Source organism: Streptomyces sp. NBC_00557 (assembly GCF_036345995.1).
Taxonomy (GTDB): domain Bacteria; phylum Actinomycetota; class Actinomycetes; order Streptomycetales; family Streptomycetaceae; genus Streptomyces.
Genome location: NZ_CP107796.1, coordinates 8,193,614 through 8,209,695, shown reverse-complemented (window position 1 = coordinate 8,209,695; position 16,082 = coordinate 8,193,614). Strand labels below are relative to the sequence as shown.

General features: G+C 71.5%; 14 protein-coding genes. 5 read left to right on the top strand and 9 right to left on the bottom strand.

The window, feature by feature from the left end:
* Positions 1-18 precede the first annotated feature (18 nt).
* The 4 genes from OG956_RS36585 to OG956_RS36570 all read left to right on the top strand — a co-directional run bounded on the left by OG956_RS36585 (position 19) and on the right by OG956_RS36570 (position 3,489).
* Positions 19-792, top strand: a complete 774-nt coding sequence (locus OG956_RS36585) for a (Fe-S)-binding protein (RefSeq protein ID WP_330342318.1) — start codon at positions 19-21, stop codon at positions 790-792.
* Positions 789-2,246: a lactate utilization protein B gene (locus tag OG956_RS36580; protein ID WP_330342317.1), complete on the top strand. Its 1,458-nt coding sequence runs from the start codon at positions 789-791 to the stop codon at positions 2,244-2,246. Before OG956_RS36585 ends, OG956_RS36580 begins: the two co-directional genes overlap by 4 nt.
* Entirely contained in the window at positions 2,243-2,968 is a 726-nt protein-coding gene (locus tag OG956_RS36575) for a LutC/YkgG family protein (RefSeq protein WP_330342316.1), read from the top strand. The genes OG956_RS36580 and OG956_RS36575 overlap by 4 nt, the downstream gene beginning before the upstream one ends.
* A gap of 137 nt (positions 2,969-3,105) precedes the next feature.
* Positions 3,106-3,489 (top strand): ATP-binding protein, encoded by a 384-nt coding sequence (locus OG956_RS36570; RefSeq protein ID WP_330342315.1) that lies wholly within the window; start codon positions 3,106-3,108, stop codon positions 3,487-3,489.
* A 308-nt stretch (positions 3,490-3,797) separates the two neighbouring features.
* Here the strand turns inward: OG956_RS36570 and OG956_RS36565 are convergent, their stop codons facing one another.
* From OG956_RS36565 to OG956_RS36530, 8 genes are all read right to left on the bottom strand, one after another.
* Positions 3,798-5,831, bottom strand: a complete 2,034-nt coding sequence (locus OG956_RS36565) for an NADH:flavin oxidoreductase (RefSeq protein WP_330342314.1) — start codon at positions 5,829-5,831, stop codon at positions 3,798-3,800.
* A 41-nt stretch (positions 5,832-5,872) separates the two neighbouring features.
* Positions 5,873-6,904, bottom strand: coding sequence for a Gfo/Idh/MocA family protein (locus OG956_RS36560; protein WP_330342313.1), 1,032 nt, complete (start codon positions 6,902-6,904; stop codon positions 5,873-5,875).
* 30 nt (positions 6,905-6,934) lie between these two features.
* The gene (locus tag OG956_RS36555) at positions 6,935-8,059 is read right to left on the bottom strand and encodes an NAD(P)/FAD-dependent oxidoreductase (RefSeq protein WP_330342312.1); all 1,125 of its coding nucleotides are present in this window, start codon (positions 8,057-8,059) and stop codon (positions 6,935-6,937) included.
* A 149-nt stretch (positions 8,060-8,208) separates the two neighbouring features.
* Positions 8,209-9,276 carry a LacI family DNA-binding transcriptional regulator gene (locus OG956_RS36550; RefSeq protein WP_330342311.1) on the bottom strand — a complete coding sequence of 356 codons (1,068 nt, stop codon included), beginning with the start codon at positions 9,274-9,276 and terminating at the stop codon, positions 8,209-8,211.
* A gap of 44 nt (positions 9,277-9,320) precedes the next feature.
* A complete protein-coding gene (locus tag OG956_RS36545; RefSeq protein ID WP_330342310.1) occupies positions 9,321-10,091 on the bottom strand; it encodes an amino acid ABC transporter ATP-binding protein in 771 nt (256 codons plus the stop codon).
* On the bottom strand, positions 10,088-10,837 hold the full coding sequence (locus OG956_RS36540) for an amino acid ABC transporter permease (RefSeq protein WP_330342309.1): 750 nt from the start codon (positions 10,835-10,837) through the stop codon (positions 10,088-10,090). The genes OG956_RS36545 and OG956_RS36540 overlap by 4 nt, the downstream gene beginning before the upstream one ends.
* A gap of 2 nt (positions 10,838-10,839) precedes the next feature.
* The gene (locus OG956_RS36535; protein ID WP_330342308.1) at positions 10,840-11,691 is read right to left on the bottom strand and encodes an ABC transporter substrate-binding protein; all 852 of its coding nucleotides are present in this window, start codon (positions 11,689-11,691) and stop codon (positions 10,840-10,842) included.
* A gap of 1,301 nt (positions 11,692-12,992) precedes the next feature.
* Entirely contained in the window at positions 12,993-13,586 is a 594-nt protein-coding gene (locus OG956_RS36530) for a TetR/AcrR family transcriptional regulator (protein ID WP_330342307.1), read from the bottom strand.
* A 124-nt stretch (positions 13,587-13,710) separates the two neighbouring features.
* Here OG956_RS36530 and OG956_RS36525 point away from each other — a divergent pair, with 124 nt between their 5' ends.
* Positions 13,711-14,820 carry an FAD-dependent oxidoreductase gene (locus OG956_RS36525; RefSeq protein WP_330342306.1) on the top strand — a complete coding sequence of 370 codons (1,110 nt, stop codon included), beginning with the start codon at positions 13,711-13,713 and terminating at the stop codon, positions 14,818-14,820.
* A gap of 294 nt (positions 14,821-15,114) precedes the next feature.
* Here OG956_RS36525 and OG956_RS36520 read toward each other — a convergent pair whose 3' ends face one another.
* A complete protein-coding gene (locus tag OG956_RS36520) occupies positions 15,115-16,023 on the bottom strand; it encodes a LysR family transcriptional regulator (protein ID WP_330342305.1) in 909 nt (302 codons plus the stop codon).
* Positions 16,024-16,082 lie beyond the last annotated feature (59 nt).

Below are 16,082 nucleotides of genomic sequence, written 5' to 3'. Positions count from 1 at the left end.
TTCCGAACTGGAGTGACCATGCGCACCGCGTTGTTCGTCACCTGCCTCAACGACACCCTCTTCCCCGGCACCGCCCGGGCGATGGTCAGGCTGCTGGAACGGCTGGGCTGCACCGTCGACTTCCCGGCCGGGCAGACCTGCTGCGGCCAGATGCACTTCAACACCGGCTACCAGCGCGAGTGCGTGCCGCTGGTCCGCCGCTTCACGGAGGCCTTCGAAGGCTATGACGCCGTCGTGACCCCCTCCGGCTCGTGCGCTGCCATGGTCCGCGAATACCACGGGCGGGTGGCCGAGGTGGCCGGCGAGTCCCGGCTGGCGGCGGCGGTGCGCCGTACCCCGCCGGTGTACGAGCTCTCCGAATTCCTGGTCGACGTTCTCGGTGTGGTGGACGTCGGCGCGTACTTCCCGCACCGGGTCACCTACCACCCCACCTGCCACACGCTGCGGATGCTCAAGGCGGTCCGCCAACCCCTGGCCCTGCTGCGGGCCGTACGCGGCATCGACCTGGTGGAGCTGCCGTCGGCCACGGAGTGCTGCGGCTTCGGCGGCACCTTCGCGCTGAAGAACGCCGACACCTCTGTGGCCATGTGCGCGGACAAGGTCCGGCACGTCCTCGACACCGGAGCCGAGGTGCTGTGCGCCACGGACAACTCCTGCTTGATGCACATCGGCGGCGCGCTGACCCGGCTGCGCACCGGTGTGCGCACCCTCCACCTCGCCGAGATCCTGGCGTCCACCGAGGACGAGCCGGCGTCCGCGTCCCATACCGGGGAGGAGGTGGCCCACCGGTGAGCGGCACGACGTTCCTCGGCATGCCGGCGTTCCCTCAGGCCGCACGGGACGCCCTCGGCGACGCGCAACTGCGCCGCAACCTCGCCGAGGCGACCCGCACCATCCGCGACAAGCGCGCCGAGGCGGTCGGCGAGCTGCCCGACTGGGAGGAGCTGCGCGAGGCCGGGCGGGCGGTCAAGGAGCACACCCTGCGCCACCTGGATCGCTACCTCCTGCAGTTCGAGGAGCGGGTCACCGCCGCGGGTGGCAGCGTGCACTGGGCCCGCGACGCCGCGGAGGCCAACCGCATCGTGGCGGACCTGGTACGGCGGACCGGCCGGAGCGAGGTGGTCAAGGTCAAGTCGATGGCCACCCAGGAGACCGGCCTCAACACCGCGCTGGAGCAGGCCGGGATCCGCGCGTACGAGACGGACCTGGCCGAACTGATCGTGCAGCTCGGCCATGACCGGCCCTCGCACATCCTGGTGCCTGCCATCCACCGCAACCGCGCGGAGATCCGGGAGATCTTCCGCCGCGAGATGGGCACGGGCGCGGCCGGCGACGACGCCGGGGACGCCGGCCCCCTCGGCGACGAACCGCACGAGTTGGCGGAGGCGGCCCGGCGGCACCTGAGGGAGAGGTTCCTGCGCGCCGAGGTGGGCATCTGCGGCGCCAACTTCCTCGTCGCCGAGACCGGGACGGTCGTCGTGGCCGAGTCGGAGGGCAACGGGCGCATGTGCGTCAGCCTTCCCGAGACCCTGATCTGCCTGGCCGGCATCGAGAAGGTCGTTCCGCGCTGGCAGGACCTGGAGGTCTTTCTCCAGCTGCTGCCCCGGTCCTCGACGGGCGAGAGGATGAACCCCTACACCTCGAGCTGGACCGGCACGGCCGACCACGACGGGCCCCGGGAGTTCCACGTCGTCCTCCTCGACGGCGGACGCACCGCGACCCTGGCCGACCCGATCGGCCGGCAGGCGCTCAACTGCATCCGCTGTTCGGCCTGCCTCAACGTCTGTCCGGTCTATGAACGGGTGGGCGGGCACGCCTACGGGTCGGTCTACCCGGGCCCGATCGGCGCGATTCTCGGACCCCAACTGCGCGGCACCGCTTCCGCGGTGGACCGTTCGCTGCCCTACGCCTCGACGCTGTGCGGTGCCTGCTACGAGGTGTGCCCAGTCAAGATCAACATCCCGGAGGTCCTGGTCCACCTGCGCGCCCGCGTGGTGGACAGCAGGCGCCGGCGCCCGCTCCCGGGATGGGAACGGCTGGTGATGGGGGCGGCGCGCTGGACGCTGTCCTCCCCGCGCCGGCTGGCCGGGGCGCAGCGCATAGCGGCCGCCGCCGCCCGTCTTGTGCGCCGTGACGGGCGGATCCGTCGGCTGCCCGGCCCCCTCGCGGGGTGGACCGACGCGCGCGACCTGCCGGCTCCCGCCCCGGAGAGCTTCCGTACCTGGTGGAGGAGGACGCACCCATGACGGTTTCATCCCGTTCGGCCGCCCGCGAGGAGGTACTGGCCCGCATCCGGAGCGCGGTGGGCGACTCGTCCGCGGTCGAGCAGAGCTACGCGCAGGTGCCGCGCGGCTACCGCGACGCGGGCGGGGGACGCCCGCGGGAGGCCGGGGCGCCGCAGACGGTCGCGCTCTTCTTGGAACGCCTCGCCGACTACGGGGCATCGGCACGCCTGGTCGACGCGAGCGCGGCGCCTTCCGCGATCGCCGAGGCGCTCACCGGGCGGAGCGCCGGCACGGTGGTGGTTCCGCACGGGTTCCCCGAGCGGTGGCGCGCCGGCCTGGCCGGCGTTCGGGTGCTCGATGACGACCCGCCCGTGGGCCTGGGCGCGCTGGACGCCGTCGATGGCGTGGTCACCACCGCGGCAACCGCCGTGGCAGCCACCGGCACGTTCGTCCTGGACGGCGGCCCCGGACAGGGGCGCCGGGCGCTGACCCTGGTCCCCGACTACCACCTGTGCGTGATCCCGGCCGAGCGGATCGTGCGCTCGGTCCCCCAGGCCCTGGCCCGCCTGGCCCCGGCCCGGCCGCTGACCTTCGTCTCCGGCCCGTCGGCCACCAGCGACATCGAGATGAAGCGGGTGGAGGGCGTACACGGCCCACGCACCCTCGAGGTCCTGGTCGTCGCCGCCGAGCCACCGCTTCCGCCCGAAGACCACCGGCCCATCGACGATCCCGCGGAGTCGTGATGTCCATGCGCCATCTTGCACGTCTTCTCCTTCCTGCGGCCCGGCCCGGGCCGAGCGCCCGGGCGGACCGGCCGTCGCCCGGACGACGGCGCAGGTCCCGAGGCGATCCGCCCCCGAGTAGCGTGGCGGTGTGCGCGATGCGCGCCGAGTGCCGCGCGGCCGCGCTGGCCCGGTCGTTCACCGTCACCCAGCTCAGCCGGTGGCACGTGGGGGAAGAGGTGACCGACGCCGCCCGCATCGTGGTCTCCGAGCTCGTCACCAACGCCGTGCTGCACAGCGGCGCGACCGGGGTGACCCTGCGCCTGGACTGTACCGCCGAGAAGATCGTGATCCGCGTGCAGGACGACGGGGTCTGGCGGAAGCGGCCCACCGCAAACCACCACGACCCGGCCGGGCAACTCGCCGAGAGCGGCCGAGGCCTGCACCTGGTGCATGCGCACGCCACCGACTGCGGTGTGCAGCGCACCCCGGCGGGCTCCTGCGCCTGGGCATGCCTGCCCCGGCCACGGAGCGAGCGGTGACCCCCCAAGTGCCCGGCAGGCCCCCTTTCGACCCCCCGCACATCGCACCGGGCGCGCCTGCTGTCGCGGATGCGCCCCGCACACGTAGGCGGCCGCGATGGGGGCCGCCTACGGCCTGCACGTGACGCCGCTGACCGTGGTGCGGGGGTTCAGGGCTCAGGCAGAGGGCTCGGAGGCGACCGAGCGTGCTCTCGCGGCACACGAGGGACGAGAACGAGGGCTCGCGTACTGCCGACTGGCCGCCGTCGTGGGCTCGACCGTCGCGGACCGCGAAGCCCGGCCGCCTCGCGGTGATGAACACTGGCCCGTCACATGGCCATGCACAGTCGCCGGGCGTCGAGCAGTGCCGCATGGACGTTGCGGTGGGCGACCGCGTCACCGATTCGGAACAGCTGGTAGGTGCCGTGCTGGTTGGTCGCCCGGTCCTGTGGCCGGCCCTCGGCGAGCGCGGTCGGATCGGTCTCGCCGAGGTTGCGGGAACCCGCCCGCAATTGGTGGTACAGGTCGTCGGCGGGGGTGGTCCCGTGTTCGACGACGACCTGGTCGACCACGCGCTCGCACACCGCGTCGGTGTAGGCGTTGGCCAACGTGGCCACCAGGGCGCCTGACTCGCGTCGTACCGCGCGCAGCACATGGTCGGGGGTCAGCACTGCGCCGTGCGCGTACAGGGCTCGCAGATAGTCCGGGTAGAGGGTGCCGGTGACGTCGGTCCCGACCGTCCGGTCGGGGGTGACGAGCTCCACCGCCACGCCGGCGGTGGCCAGTCGCTCGGCGGCGGTCAGCGCCTGCTCGCCGCCGTGGTCGTCGAAGATCAGAACCCGGTGGCCGGGCCGGGGGGTGCGGCCGAGTACGTCCCAGGTCGAGTCGACCAGTTCCTCTCCGCTCTGGCCCACGGCGGTGTTCGGCAGGCCGCCGGTGGCGACCACCACGGCGTCGGGCCGCAGGGCCAGGACGTCGGCGGGCTCGGCGAGGCAGCCACGTCGGACGGTCACTCCCAGATGCTCGATCTCCCGGGCCAGCCAGTGGACGATGCCGGCCTTCTCGGCGTGCCGTGGGGTCCGGGCGGCGAGCAGGACCTGCCCGCCGAGCCGGTCGGCGGCCTCCAGCAGTGTGACGTGGTGCCCACGTGCCGCGCAGACGCGGGCGGCCTCGAGCCCCGCCGGGCCGCCGCCGACGACGACCACGCGCTTGGTGACCTCTGCCCGGGTGACCAGTTGCGAGATCACCGCTTCCCGGCCGGTCGCGGGGTTGTGCAGGCAGAACGTCTCCACGCGGGAGGCGCAGTAGGTGGCGCCGACGCACGGACGGATGCGCTCCTCCTGTCCGGCGAGCAGTTTGGCGACGATGTGCGGGTCGGCGATGTGCGCCCGGGTCATGCCGATCATGTCGGCGTAGCCGCCGTCGAGGGCGTGCCGGGCGGTGGACAGGTCGGCGATCCGGCCGGCGTGGAAGACCGGAATGCCGACCTCCTTGCGGATCGCTGCCGCCGCCGGGAGGTGGGCGCCCAGCGGTCGGCCGAACACCGGGATGACGTCGGCCAGTTCGCGGTCGGTGTTGCCGGAGCCGTAGATGACGGACAGGAAGTCGAGTTTCCCGGTGCCGGCCATCGCGGTCGAGATGTCGACGCAGTCGGCGGGTGTGAGGCCGTCGGCCACGCCCTCGTCTCCGGGGACGCGCATGCCGACCACGAAGTCGTCGCCGACCTGTTGGCGGACCTCTTCGAGCACCATGTGGCCGAAGCGCAGCCGGTTTTCCAGGCTGCCGCCGAACTCGTCGGTGCGGTGGTTGGTGCGCGGCGACCAGAACTGGTCGATCAGGTGGCCGGCCATGGCGGCGATCTCGATGCCGTCCAGGCCGCCCTCCCGTGCCCTGCGCGCGGCCGCACCGTAGGCCTGGACGATTCTGTGGATGTCGTGGAGCTCGATCTCCTTGGGGAAGCTGCGGTGCGCCCGCTCGCGCACCGGGGACGGGCCGAGGGCGGGCAGCCATCGGTCGATGTCCCACTTGGACCGGCGGCCCAGGTGGGTCAGCTGGATCATGACGGCCGTGCCGTGCCGGTGCAGGCGCTCGGTGATGGAGCGGTAGAACGGCAGGATGGCGTCGTCCCCGGCGTCGATCTGGTCGAAGACGTTCGCGGAGTCCGCCGCGACGTTGCTCGACCCCCCGATGATCGTCAGGGCGATCCCGCCCTTGGCCTTCTCCTCGTGGTACAGCTCGTACCGCAGGCCCGGCGCGCCGCCCTGCAGATAGCCGGAGGGTGCGTGCCCGGTGCTGTAGATCCGGTTCTTCAGGACCAGGTTGTTGATCCGCAGTGGCTGCAGGACGGGGTCGTTCACACGCACGGGCGGGGCTCCTTCGCCGGATCGAGAGGGTTGGTGCGAGGTCAGGACAGGCTTACGGTCCCGCCGCTGCGGGCGGCGGCGCGGGCGGCGTCCAGGACGGTGGCGGTTTCGACCGCGCCCCACGGGTCGACCGGCACCGGGCCGGTGCCGCGGACCGCGGCCGCGAAGGCGGGGTAGAACAGGTCCCAGGCGCCGCGGGCGGACGGTACGGGCTCGGCGTACGCTCCGCGCAGCACGTGTCCCCAGCAGTCCTCGGGCTCGACCCCCCAGCGCTCGCCCTCCGATGCCGGGGACGCACCGGCGGTCAGCAGCGCCTCCTGCCCGTCCATGCCGTCGACGAGGAAGGTGCCCGAGGTGCCGGTCGCCCGGAAGCGCGGCCCCGGGGCGCCCTGCCGCCAGCTGCCCCACAGGTGCGACCGCACGCCGCTGCGGTGCGTCAGCGCGACGAAGACGTCTTCGTCGAGCCCGCCCGCGCCGTCACGGTGGCGCGTCTCCGCGTACACCCGCTCCACCGGCCCGGACAGCACCAGCGCCTGGTCGACCAGGTGGCTGCCGAAGTCGAGCAGGGTGCCGCCGCCCGCGGCGGGCGGGCCCGGCTCGGGATCGAACCGTTCGAACCGCGACTCCAACCGGGTCAGCGTGCCGAGCCTGCCCTGGTCGACGAGGCGTCTCAGTGTCAGGAAGTCGGAGTCCCAGCGCCGGTTCTGATAGACCGTCAGCGTCAGCCCCAGCCGGTCCGCCAGTTCGGCGGTCTCCCGTGCGGAAGCCGCGTCGAGGGCGAACGGCTTGTCGCAGACCACCGCCAGGCCCAGCTTCAGCGCCTCCTGCGCCAACGCCACGTGGGTGGCCGCCGGCGTGGAGATGGCGACCGCCTCGGCTCCGGCCCGGGCCAGCTCCTCGAGCGAGGCGTACGTCGGCCGGTCCAGGTCGCGGGCGACCTGTGCACGGCGTTCGGGCGAGGTGGTGATCACCCCGAGGAACTCGCAGTCGTGCGCGCAGGCGAGCAGCGGCGCATGGAAGAAGCGGCCGCCGAAGCCGTAACCGGCCAGTCCGATGCGTACGGGCGTGGTCATGGGTGGTCCCTTGGTCGTGACGGCCAGTGGTCAGTGGAAGCGGCAAGGCCGGAACGCCTCGAGCAGCGGGCTGCGCTCGCCGGTCGTCATCTCGTCGGCCAGCAGTTCTCCGGCGATCAGGGCGAGGGTCGCGCCGCTGTGGGTGAAGGCCACGAACAGGCCCGGCACCTCGTCGAGCTCGCCGAAGACCGGCTCGCCGTCACCGGGGATGGGCTTGCGGCCCACGCCGTAGGAGTCCAGCTCCAGCTGCGGATGGCCGGCCAGCACGGCCGACGCCTCACGCAGCAGCTGCTCGACGGTGGAGTCCTTGACCTCGTAGCTGCCGTCCGCGTGGGCGATGACCTCGGCCGCCGAGGCGTCGGAGTCCATCACCAGCGCCCCGCCCGGTGCGGGGCGCAGCGCCACACGCGGGGTGTTGAGGGTGGCCCGCAGCGCGGTGTCGACCGCCTTGGTGCGCACGAGCAGCGCCTGCGGCGTCGCGTCCGGGATCTCCACCCCGTACCGGCGCACCATGGCCGGCACGTCGGCGCCCGTCGCCAGCAGGACCGCGTCGGCGTCGATCCGCTCCCCCGCGCCCGTCCGCACGGCGACCGCCCGGCCGCTCTCGACCACTACCTCGGCGGCGCCGCCACCGGTGAGGATCCGGCCGCCGGCCGCGGTGAACTGCCCGGCCAGGTGCTGGACGAGCGCGACCAGGTCGACCCAGCCCTCACCGGGGTTGAAGACGGCACCCTCGTCGGGGATCGCGGCCGGGTCCACGCCGGGCGTCCACTGCGCGACCTCGTCGCGGGTCAGCCAGACGGCGTCGTAGCCGTTGTGCCGCATGTGCTCGAACGCCACGCGGTGCGACTCCTCCCCCGGCGCCGCCCAGGTCAGTCCGCCGTCGAACTTCAGGAAGTCGGAGGACGGAAGGCGGGCGGCGAGCGTGCGATACCGGTCGATGCCCAGCAGCCGCAGCTGGTGGTAGGCCTGCGAGCGCATGCCGCCGAAGGAGTTGAGCCAGGACAGGGAGCGGCCCGATGCCCCGTCGGCCAGTTCGGCCTCGGTGACCAGGACGACCTCGGCTCCGCGGCGGGCGAGCTGCGTCGCGGTCGCCACCCCGATGACGCCACCGCCCAGGACGGCGACACGGGCGCGGGAAGGGGAAGTACGCATGGAGAACCTCTCGATGTTCCGGTGGCAGGCATGGCCGTGGTGCCCACGTGGGCACAGCGCCTGCCGTGGGCTGGGTACGGTGCGCCGGAGGCGCTCCCGCCGGGGATGGAGTGGGGTGGGGTGGGTGTGGGGCGGATCAGACGGGGCGCTTACGCACCCTGTCCGTGCCCGGCGGTGCTGGAGCGGACGATCAGCTCGGTCGGCAGCACGAGCCGCTCGGCGGGGCGGTCGTCGCCCTTGATCCGTTCGAAGAGTCGTTCCGCTGCGGCGCGGCCCATGGCCAGCGGTGACTGGGCCACCACGGTGAGCGGCGGGTCGACGAGCGTCGTCCAGTCCAGGTCGTCGAAGCCGACCAGTGAGAGGTCGCCGGGGATGGCCAGCCCGCACCGGCGCGCCGCCATGAAAAGGCCCTGCGTGGTGACGTTGTCGGTGGCGAAGACGGCGGTGGGCGGCTGCTCCAGCTTCAGCAGGGTCTCCGCATGGCGCTGGGCCTGCGCCGTGTCGCTGAGCGGCGTGTACTGGATCAGCTCGGCCGAGGAGGTCGCCCGGTGGTCGTCCACGGCGGCGAGGTAGCCCCGGATACGGTCGATGGACGGACGGGCCGCGCCCAGCACCGCCAGCCGCCCCGTGCCGCCGCGCGCCACCAGTTCCGGGCTCTCCTCCGGGTCGACGCAGGCCAGCAGACCGACGCGCCGGTGGCCGAGCTCGAGCAGGTGCGACACCGCCTCGTAGGCGGCCGCCTCGTTGTCGATCACCACGCTGTCGGCGTCGAGCGTACCGATGGGCCGGTCGAGCAGGACGATGGGCACACCCAGTTCCTGCGCCCGCTTGAGGTGGGCGACGTCGGTGACCGAGGTCGGTGCCACGACGATGCCCTCGACCTGCTTGTCCAGCAGGACGTTGACGGCGGCGCGCTCCACCTCGAGCCGGTCGTCGCTGTTGGCCAGGATCGGCTCGTAGCCCTGCTCACGGGCCACGTCGCACAGGCCGCGCATCGCGGTGGCGAAGTAGGGGTTGGAGATGTCGGCGCCGACGAAGCCGATGCTGCGCGTGCCGCCGGAACGCATGCTGCGCGCCACGGCGTTGGGCGAGTACCCCAGCCGGTCCGCGGCCGCTTGTACCCGGGCGCGCAGGTCCGCCCGGACGCGGCCGTAGTTGCCCAGCGCCCGGCCGGCCGTGGCCACCGATACCCCTGCCTCGCGGGCGACGTCGGCCACCGTGGGACGCCGGCGCCCACTCGAGGCTCCTGTACCGGCCGACATCACAGCACCTGGGAGAGGAAGTTCTTCAGCCGCGGCGACGTGGGCGCGTCAAAGATCTGTTCGGGCGTCCCCGATTCCACCACGACCCCCGCGTCCATGAACACCACCGTGTCGGCGACCTTCCGGGCGAACCCCATCTCGTGCGTCACGACGATCATCGTCATGCCACCTCGTGCCAAGTCTGCCATCAACTGGAGGATTCCCTTGACCAGCTCCGGGTCGAGCGCGCTGGTGACCTCGTCGAAGAGCATCACCTGCGGCTCCATGGCCAGTGCCCGGGCGATGGCGACCCGCTGCTGCTGGCCGCCGGACAGCTGGGCCGGCCGGTGTCCCGCGCGCTCGGCCAGGCCCACGTCCCGCAACCGCCGGCGGGCGATCGCCTCCGCCTCCTGCTGGGGCATCTTCTTCACATGCCGCAGCGCGAGCGTGATGTTCTGCTCCGCGGTCTTGTGGGGGAAGAGGTTGAAGTGCTGGAAGACCATGCCGACCCGCTGGCGCAGCATGTTGACGTCCATGGTCGAGGTGTCCTCGCCGCCGAGCAGGATCTGCCCCGACGAGCGGGTCTCCAGCCCGTTCAGGCAGCGCAGCAGCGTCGACTTTCCCGAACCGGACGGGCCGATGACGCACACCACCTCGCCGGCCGGGGCGAGCAGGTCGGCACCGCGCAGTACCTCAACCGGCCCGAACCGCATCCGCACATCGCGGGCTTCCAGCGAAGTTCCCTCGTAGCGCCGCGAGTCGGGGGGAACTGTCACGTCCGGCGTCGTCATGCCAGCGCCTCCTTCGGATCGACGAGGGACGGCTCCTGGACCGCCGCGGCCGGGCGGGAGCCCTCACGCAGCCTCCGGTCGATGTAGTTGACCAAGTGGGTCAGCGGCACCGTCAGCAGCAGATAGCACAGGCCGGTGGCCAGCAGCGGGGAGAGGTTGCCGGTCGTCATCGAGTCGTCCTGACCGATGCGGAACAGCTCTCGCTGGCTGGTGACCAGGCCCAGGAAGTACACCAGGCTGGAGTCCTTGATGATGGCGATGAACTGGTTGACCATCGCCGGCAGGACCCTGCGCACGCCCTGCGGCACCACCACCAGGCGCAGCGACTGGCCGTGCGTGAGCCCGAGGGCCCGGCAGGCCTCGCCCTGGCCCTTGTCCACGCTCTGGATGCCCGAGCGGAAGATCTCGCCGATGTACGCACCGGACATCAGGCTCATGGCCAGGACGGCCACCGGGTACGGCGAGGTCAGCCAGCTGATCTGCGCGGAGAAAACGCCCTCGCCGACGATCAGGATGGTCAGTGCCGCAGGCAGACCTCTGAAGAGGTCGGTGTAGACCCGTGCGGGCAGACGCAGCCACCAGCGGTGCGACAGGCCCATGATCGCCAGTACCATCCCGATGACGCTGCCCAGCAGCGCGGAGGACACCGCGAGGACCAGCGTGTTGCGCAGCCCGTAGGTGAGCAGGTCCGGCAGCACCTGCCCGATCAGCTGCCAGTCGAAGAAGTTGTGCAGGAGTGCGTTCATGACTACCCCTTGGCGGTGTACGGGGGCAGCTGGCTGCCGGTGGGGACCGGATCCTGCGGGAAGTACTTCTTGTACAGCTTCAGCCAGGTGCCGTCACCGACCAGCTGCTTGAGCGCGCCGTTGAGCCGGCCGGCCAGCTTGGTGTTGCCCTTGCGTACCGCCCAGCCGGCGGGGAACGCGGTGGCCGGGATGGTGATCGGCTGCTTGAGGTGCAGGTCGGAGTACTTCTCGGCGATGCCGAGGTTCGGTTCGAAGTCGTTGAAGAATCCGGCGACCCGGTTGTTCTTCAGCGCCAGGTCGGCGGAGTTGTCGTCAGGGAACCTCACGATGTCCGCGCCCGGAAGGAACGTGCCGGCGTTGGCGTCCTCGATGGAGCCCTGCAGTACGGCGATCCGCTTGCCCTTCACGCTCGCGACGGCGGAGGTGATCCCGCTGTCCGGTCTGGTGAGGACGCCGAAATAGCCGGCGAGATAGCCGTCGGAGAAGTCGACCATCTTCTTGCGCGGCGCGGTGATGCCGATCGCCGCGGCGGCCACATCGAACTGCCGGTTGCTGACCGCGGGCAGCAGTCCCGAGAAGTCCAGCGACACGATCTGCGGCTGAAGCCCGAGCCTCTTCGCGGCTGCCGAGATGAGATCGATCTCGAAGCCGGTCAGCTTGCCGTTCTCCTCGTACGCGTAGGGCTTCATGTTGTTCGAGGTACCGATCTTCAGGACACCCGCCTGGGCGACCCCTGCCGACGTCGCGGACGACCCGCCCGTACCGGCCGCCGAACCGGCACTGCAGCCGGTAGCGGTGAGCAGCGACAGGGCGACCGCGGCGATCACCCCCCGTGCCGAACCGAACTTCGTCATTGCTCCTCCAAGCAGGCTGGGACATGGTGCGCGGGCTGACGTCCGATTCCGAGTCGTGGAACGGACGGTGGTGCGAGTGAGATGACATGGGCGCTGGAGCTGGAAGGCAGCGGCCGGCGTCCGAGACCGTGACACCTGAGTGATCGCGAGTGCAGCGCGCCGCCCTTCCCCTACATCGGAGAACGTTCTCCCATCCGGGGGGTGAGAGAACGTTCTCACTGGGCCTGTGAGGCGTCAAGTCCCCCTGTTCGGCTTTTTCAGCCGCACCGAGCCATCGCCGCGAAACCGGCAGGACACGCCGCGCAGACCCACCCCGCACTGGACTGGTTCACGACAGAAGCCCCCACGCCACCACCCCGGAAACCATCCACGGGATCCGGCACTTGCCACGGCGCCCTCCTCGCCGCCACCGGCGAGATGGACGCCTTACCCCTGCTCGGAGCCAGGCCTCTACGACCTCGCCGCCCCGATCCCCTTCGTCCAGGAAACCAACCTTCCGAGCCGTACCCGGGCGCGATCCGACCCACGACGAGCCGGCCCGGCTGTACGCCGCGCACCTGCGGCACCCGGAGGCGACATCAGGGCCTCGGAGCACTACCGAGTCCTGGACGGCATCGAGGAGACACTGACGCGGATCACGGACGCCGGGGGGTGATCCTGGGCATCCTGTCCGGAGCCATGGGAGGCACCGCGCGGACCAAGCCGGAGCCTGCGAGCCTGGGCAGCTACGCCATCTTCAGTGCCTACGGCTCGGACTCCCCAGACCGGACGCAAGTGACCTGGCCGGCCGTCCCCGAGGCCGCACGACTGCATGGAAGCGATTGACGGTCCACGACGTGGACGTGGTCGATGACACCCCGCTCGCCGCACAGGCAGCACAGGCCGCGCGCATGCCACTGCTGTCACGGTGACCAGCGGGGAGGCGATCGAGCCGACGTACCCGAAGGTCCGCAGCAGACCGGCGGCGGTGCGCGATCAACGAGCTGTTGACCGGGTTGAGCGCCGAGCCGACGTACAGCGGCGTGAGGAAACGCCATGAGCCCCCGACGCCGGCCTCCGCGCGCCGAACCCCCGATGCAGCGCAAAGTTCCGAAACGACCCGTCAGGGCTTGCGCAGATCGGCGGACGCCTCGTCACATCTCGTTGTCGGGCACGGCGACCCGCCCCGGGAGAAGTCGATCCGGTTCCGGTCGTCTTACGCCGGCCAACGGGGTATCGAGGGAGGACACCTCGCGGAGGGCCTCACCGAGGGTCCCGAGCGTGCACCGCCACCGCGCACAGCGGGGCGCCTGGCAGCCCGGTCAGTTGCTCGGATGGGAGGCTGCCCAGCCGTGTTCGAGCAGCGCGAAGACCTCGTCGGCGGCTCGGCGCGGTTCGGCATGCTGCAGGATGAGGCTGCGGGCCTCAAGGGCGAAACGGGCCAGGGCGGCGCAGCTGACGTCATCCTCGGGCGCACCCACCGCCTCGGCGACGGCCCTGGCCAGGGCCGCTTCGTGGCGCGTCCACATGCGGTGGGCGTAGTCGCGCAGCGCGGGGGTCTCCTGCACCAGGCGCGTGAAGTCGGCGAACCGCGGGTCGGTGGCGTGGACGGCGAGTTGGGCCTGTTTCAGCAGGAGGTGCTCGCGCAGCGCCTGCGGGATCGACTGGCCCGGGGGGCGTTCGCGCACGGCGGCGACGAGTTCTGCCTCCAGTTCGTCGTCCTGATCGAAGACCAGGGCTTCCTTGCAGGAGAAGTGTTTGAACAGGGTGGTCACCGAGACGTCGGCACGGTCGGCGACGTCCTTGACGCCGACCTGGTCGTAGCCGCGCTCGAGGAAGAGCTCAAGCGCGGCGTCGGCCAGGGACTGGCGGGTCTGGGCCTTCTTGCGCTCGCGGCGCCCGGTCGGTTCGGTCACTCGCCCACCGTACCTCGAAGTGCAGTCGCTGCAAAAGTTTAGTCATTGCGCTTATTTACCGAGTGTGCTTTCTTGGTCGTGCCGGGCCTCCCGGCGGCTCACCCACCTCCCGAGGGGCACTCCCATGAACCCTGCTCGTGATCCCCGCATCGCGATTGTCGGCGCCGGCCTCGGCGGCCTCACCTGCGCCCGAGTCCTCCAGCAACACGGCCGCTCCGTCACCGTCTTCGAACGCGAGGCATCCGCCGATTCCCGCCCGCAGGGCGGCTCCCTCGACATGCATCCCGACACCGGCCAGGCCGCCCTCGGTGCGGCGGGGCTCCTCGACCGATTCCACGCCCTCGCCCGCCCCGAAGGAGACGAGTGGCGCGTGCTCGACTTCGCCACCGCCGCCCTCCTGGCGCAGCAGGGGCCGTCCGCCGACGGCGGACGGCCGGAGATCGACCGAGGCCAGCTGCGTGGTCTGCTCCTGGACTCGCTCACCGAGGGCACGGTGCGGTGGGACCGTGCCGTCACCAGCGTCGCCCCGCTGCCGGACGGCACCTGCCGGCTGCTGTTCGGTGACGGTACCGCCGAGGACTTCGACCTGGTGGTCGGTGCCGACGGCGCCTGGTCACGCGTGCGCCCGGCTCTGTCGCCCGCCGCACCCGGCTACACCGGTGTCACCTTCGTCGAGACCGGGTTCGACCACTGCGATACCCGCCATCGCGACCTCGCGCGGCTGGTCGGCAACGGATCGATGCTGGCGAAGGGCGCCGGCAGGTCCTTGGTCGCCCAGCGCAACAGCAACGGCCACATCCGCGCCTACATCGCGCTCCGCGCGCCCAAGGACTGGCATGAGGCCGCCGGTGTCGACCTCGGCGACCAGCGGGCCGTGCGGACATATCTGTTGAGGTTGTTCGACGACTGGGACGAGAGCCTGCGCTACATCCTGCGCAACGGCGACCACGGGTTCATCCACCGGTCCCTGTTCGTCCTGCCCGCCCCGCACACCTGGGATCACGTTCCCGGCGTCACGCTGCTCGGCGACGCCGCGCACCTGATGCCACCCGTCGGGCTGGGCGCCAACCTCGCCATGCTCGACGGCGCCGACCTCGCCCACGCACTGGTCACCGAGTCCAGCGTCGACGACGCCGTCCGCGCCTACGAGAGCATCATGCTGCCGCGCTCGATCGAGGCCGCGACGGGCAGTGCGAAGGGACTCGACAACCTCGTTCCCGCGACGGCCTCCTGAAGCGACTTGTACCGACCGACAGACCGAGCAGGGCGAACAGGTCAGCGATCGTGAGCCACAGGCATCGATCCGGCCACCCCACGGCCGACGCAGCATGGGGGTAGGCGGCCAGGAGTCCGTCGAGACGTTCGTGTCCTGCCTTCTCGGCAAGCTCGGGCTTCGCGGCCCCGTTCAGCTCGGTCGTGCACGCCTACCGGCGGGGTTGGTTCTCTGATGCGGGTGCGGACAGCGGCCGGCCGTGCGGCATCGAGGTGGTCGCCTGGACGTATGGGTGAAGCAGCCGGCCGGCGCCGGCTACGACGACGCTCCGCCCATGGCCAGCGCGGTCCGCGCCAGCCCGCGCAGCCAGGCGTGGGCGTGGTCGGTGTCGTAGCGCTGATGCCATGACAGGTATACCGGCGCCGACGGCAGTTCGAGCGGGAGGGGGAGCACGGCCAGGCCGAGGCCGGCGACCGCGGACCCCGCGGTGGCTTCAGGGACGCTGATCAGGAGATCGGAGTCGCGCGCGAACTCCAGCGCGGCCGCTTCCGTGGGCGCGGTCGCCACCACGCGGCGGGTGAGGCCGAGCCGCGCGAGGGCGTCGTCGACGGCATTGCTGAGGTTTCCCCGTCGCGAGACGGTGACGTGCTCAGCGGCGGCGTACCGCTTCGCGGTGATGGTCCTGACACGAGTGAGCGGGTGCCCCTGCCTCACCACGATGACGAGGCGGGTCTCGCCCACCTTCTCGGCACGAATGTCCGGTGCGCTCGGCCGGTTGGCGTTCGCCTCCAGGTCGACCTCTCCACGCCGCAACTCGGGGGTGTCAATGCTCGATTCCGCGACGAAGCGCAACCGCACGCCCGGCGCCTGTCCGCGCACGGCCGAGAGCAGCGCGGGGCCGCCCAACGCGACCAGGGAATCGTGCCAGCGGAGTGTGAAGGTGCGCTCCAACGTTGCCAGATCGAGTTCACGGCTCGGTGCCAGCACCCTCTGGACCTGGTGCAGCAGCTCGTGCACCTGTTCCCGGACGGCGATCGCGTATGGCGTCGGGGTCATCGTGCGGCCGGTGCGCACCAGGATCTGATCCCCGGTCGTGCGACGGATTCGGCCCAGGCTCCGGCTCATCGCGGGGGCGGTGACATGCATGCGTGCGGCCGCCCCGGCCACACTGCCCTCCTCCAGCAGCGCGTCGAGCGCGGCCAGCAGATTCAAATCCAATTGCATGTGAGTAATCCTAGCCGTGCTTTACATGCATTTGAGGTTAATCAAGGGGCTGTATACCG

What these genes read in the sequence shown, in the direction of transcription:
- OG956_RS36570 (WP_330342315.1), top strand. Translation starts at nt 3,106, where the DNA reads ATGCGCGCCGAGTGCCGCGCGGCCGCGCTGGCCCGGTCGTTCACCGTC.
- OG956_RS36525 (WP_330342306.1), top strand. Translation starts at nt 13,711, where the DNA reads ATGAACCCTGCTCGTGATCCCCGCATCGCGATTGTCGGCGCCGGCCTC.
- OG956_RS36560 (WP_330342313.1), bottom strand. Translation starts at nt 6,904, where the DNA reads ATGACCACGCCCGTACGCATCGGACTGGCCGGTTACGGCTTCGGCGGC.
- OG956_RS36545 (WP_330342310.1), bottom strand. Translation starts at nt 10,091, where the DNA reads ATGACGACGCCGGACGTGACAGTTCCCCCCGACTCGCGGCGCTACGAG.
- OG956_RS36520 (WP_330342305.1), bottom strand. Translation starts at nt 16,023, where the DNA reads ATGCAATTGGATTTGAATCTGCTGGCCGCGCTCGACGCGCTGCTGGAG.
- OG956_RS36540 (WP_330342309.1), bottom strand. Translation starts at nt 10,837, where the DNA reads ATGAACGCACTCCTGCACAACTTCTTCGACTGGCAGCTGATCGGGCAG.
- OG956_RS36535 (WP_330342308.1), bottom strand. Translation starts at nt 11,691, where the DNA reads ATGACGAAGTTCGGTTCGGCACGGGGGGTGATCGCCGCGGTCGCCCTG.
- OG956_RS36585 (WP_330342318.1), top strand. Translation starts at nt 19, where the DNA reads ATGCGCACCGCGTTGTTCGTCACCTGCCTCAACGACACCCTCTTCCCC.
- OG956_RS36575 (WP_330342316.1), top strand. Translation starts at nt 2,243, where the DNA reads ATGACGGTTTCATCCCGTTCGGCCGCCCGCGAGGAGGTACTGGCCCGC.
- OG956_RS36555 (WP_330342312.1), bottom strand. Translation starts at nt 8,059, where the DNA reads ATGCGTACTTCCCCTTCCCGCGCCCGTGTCGCCGTCCTGGGCGGTGGC.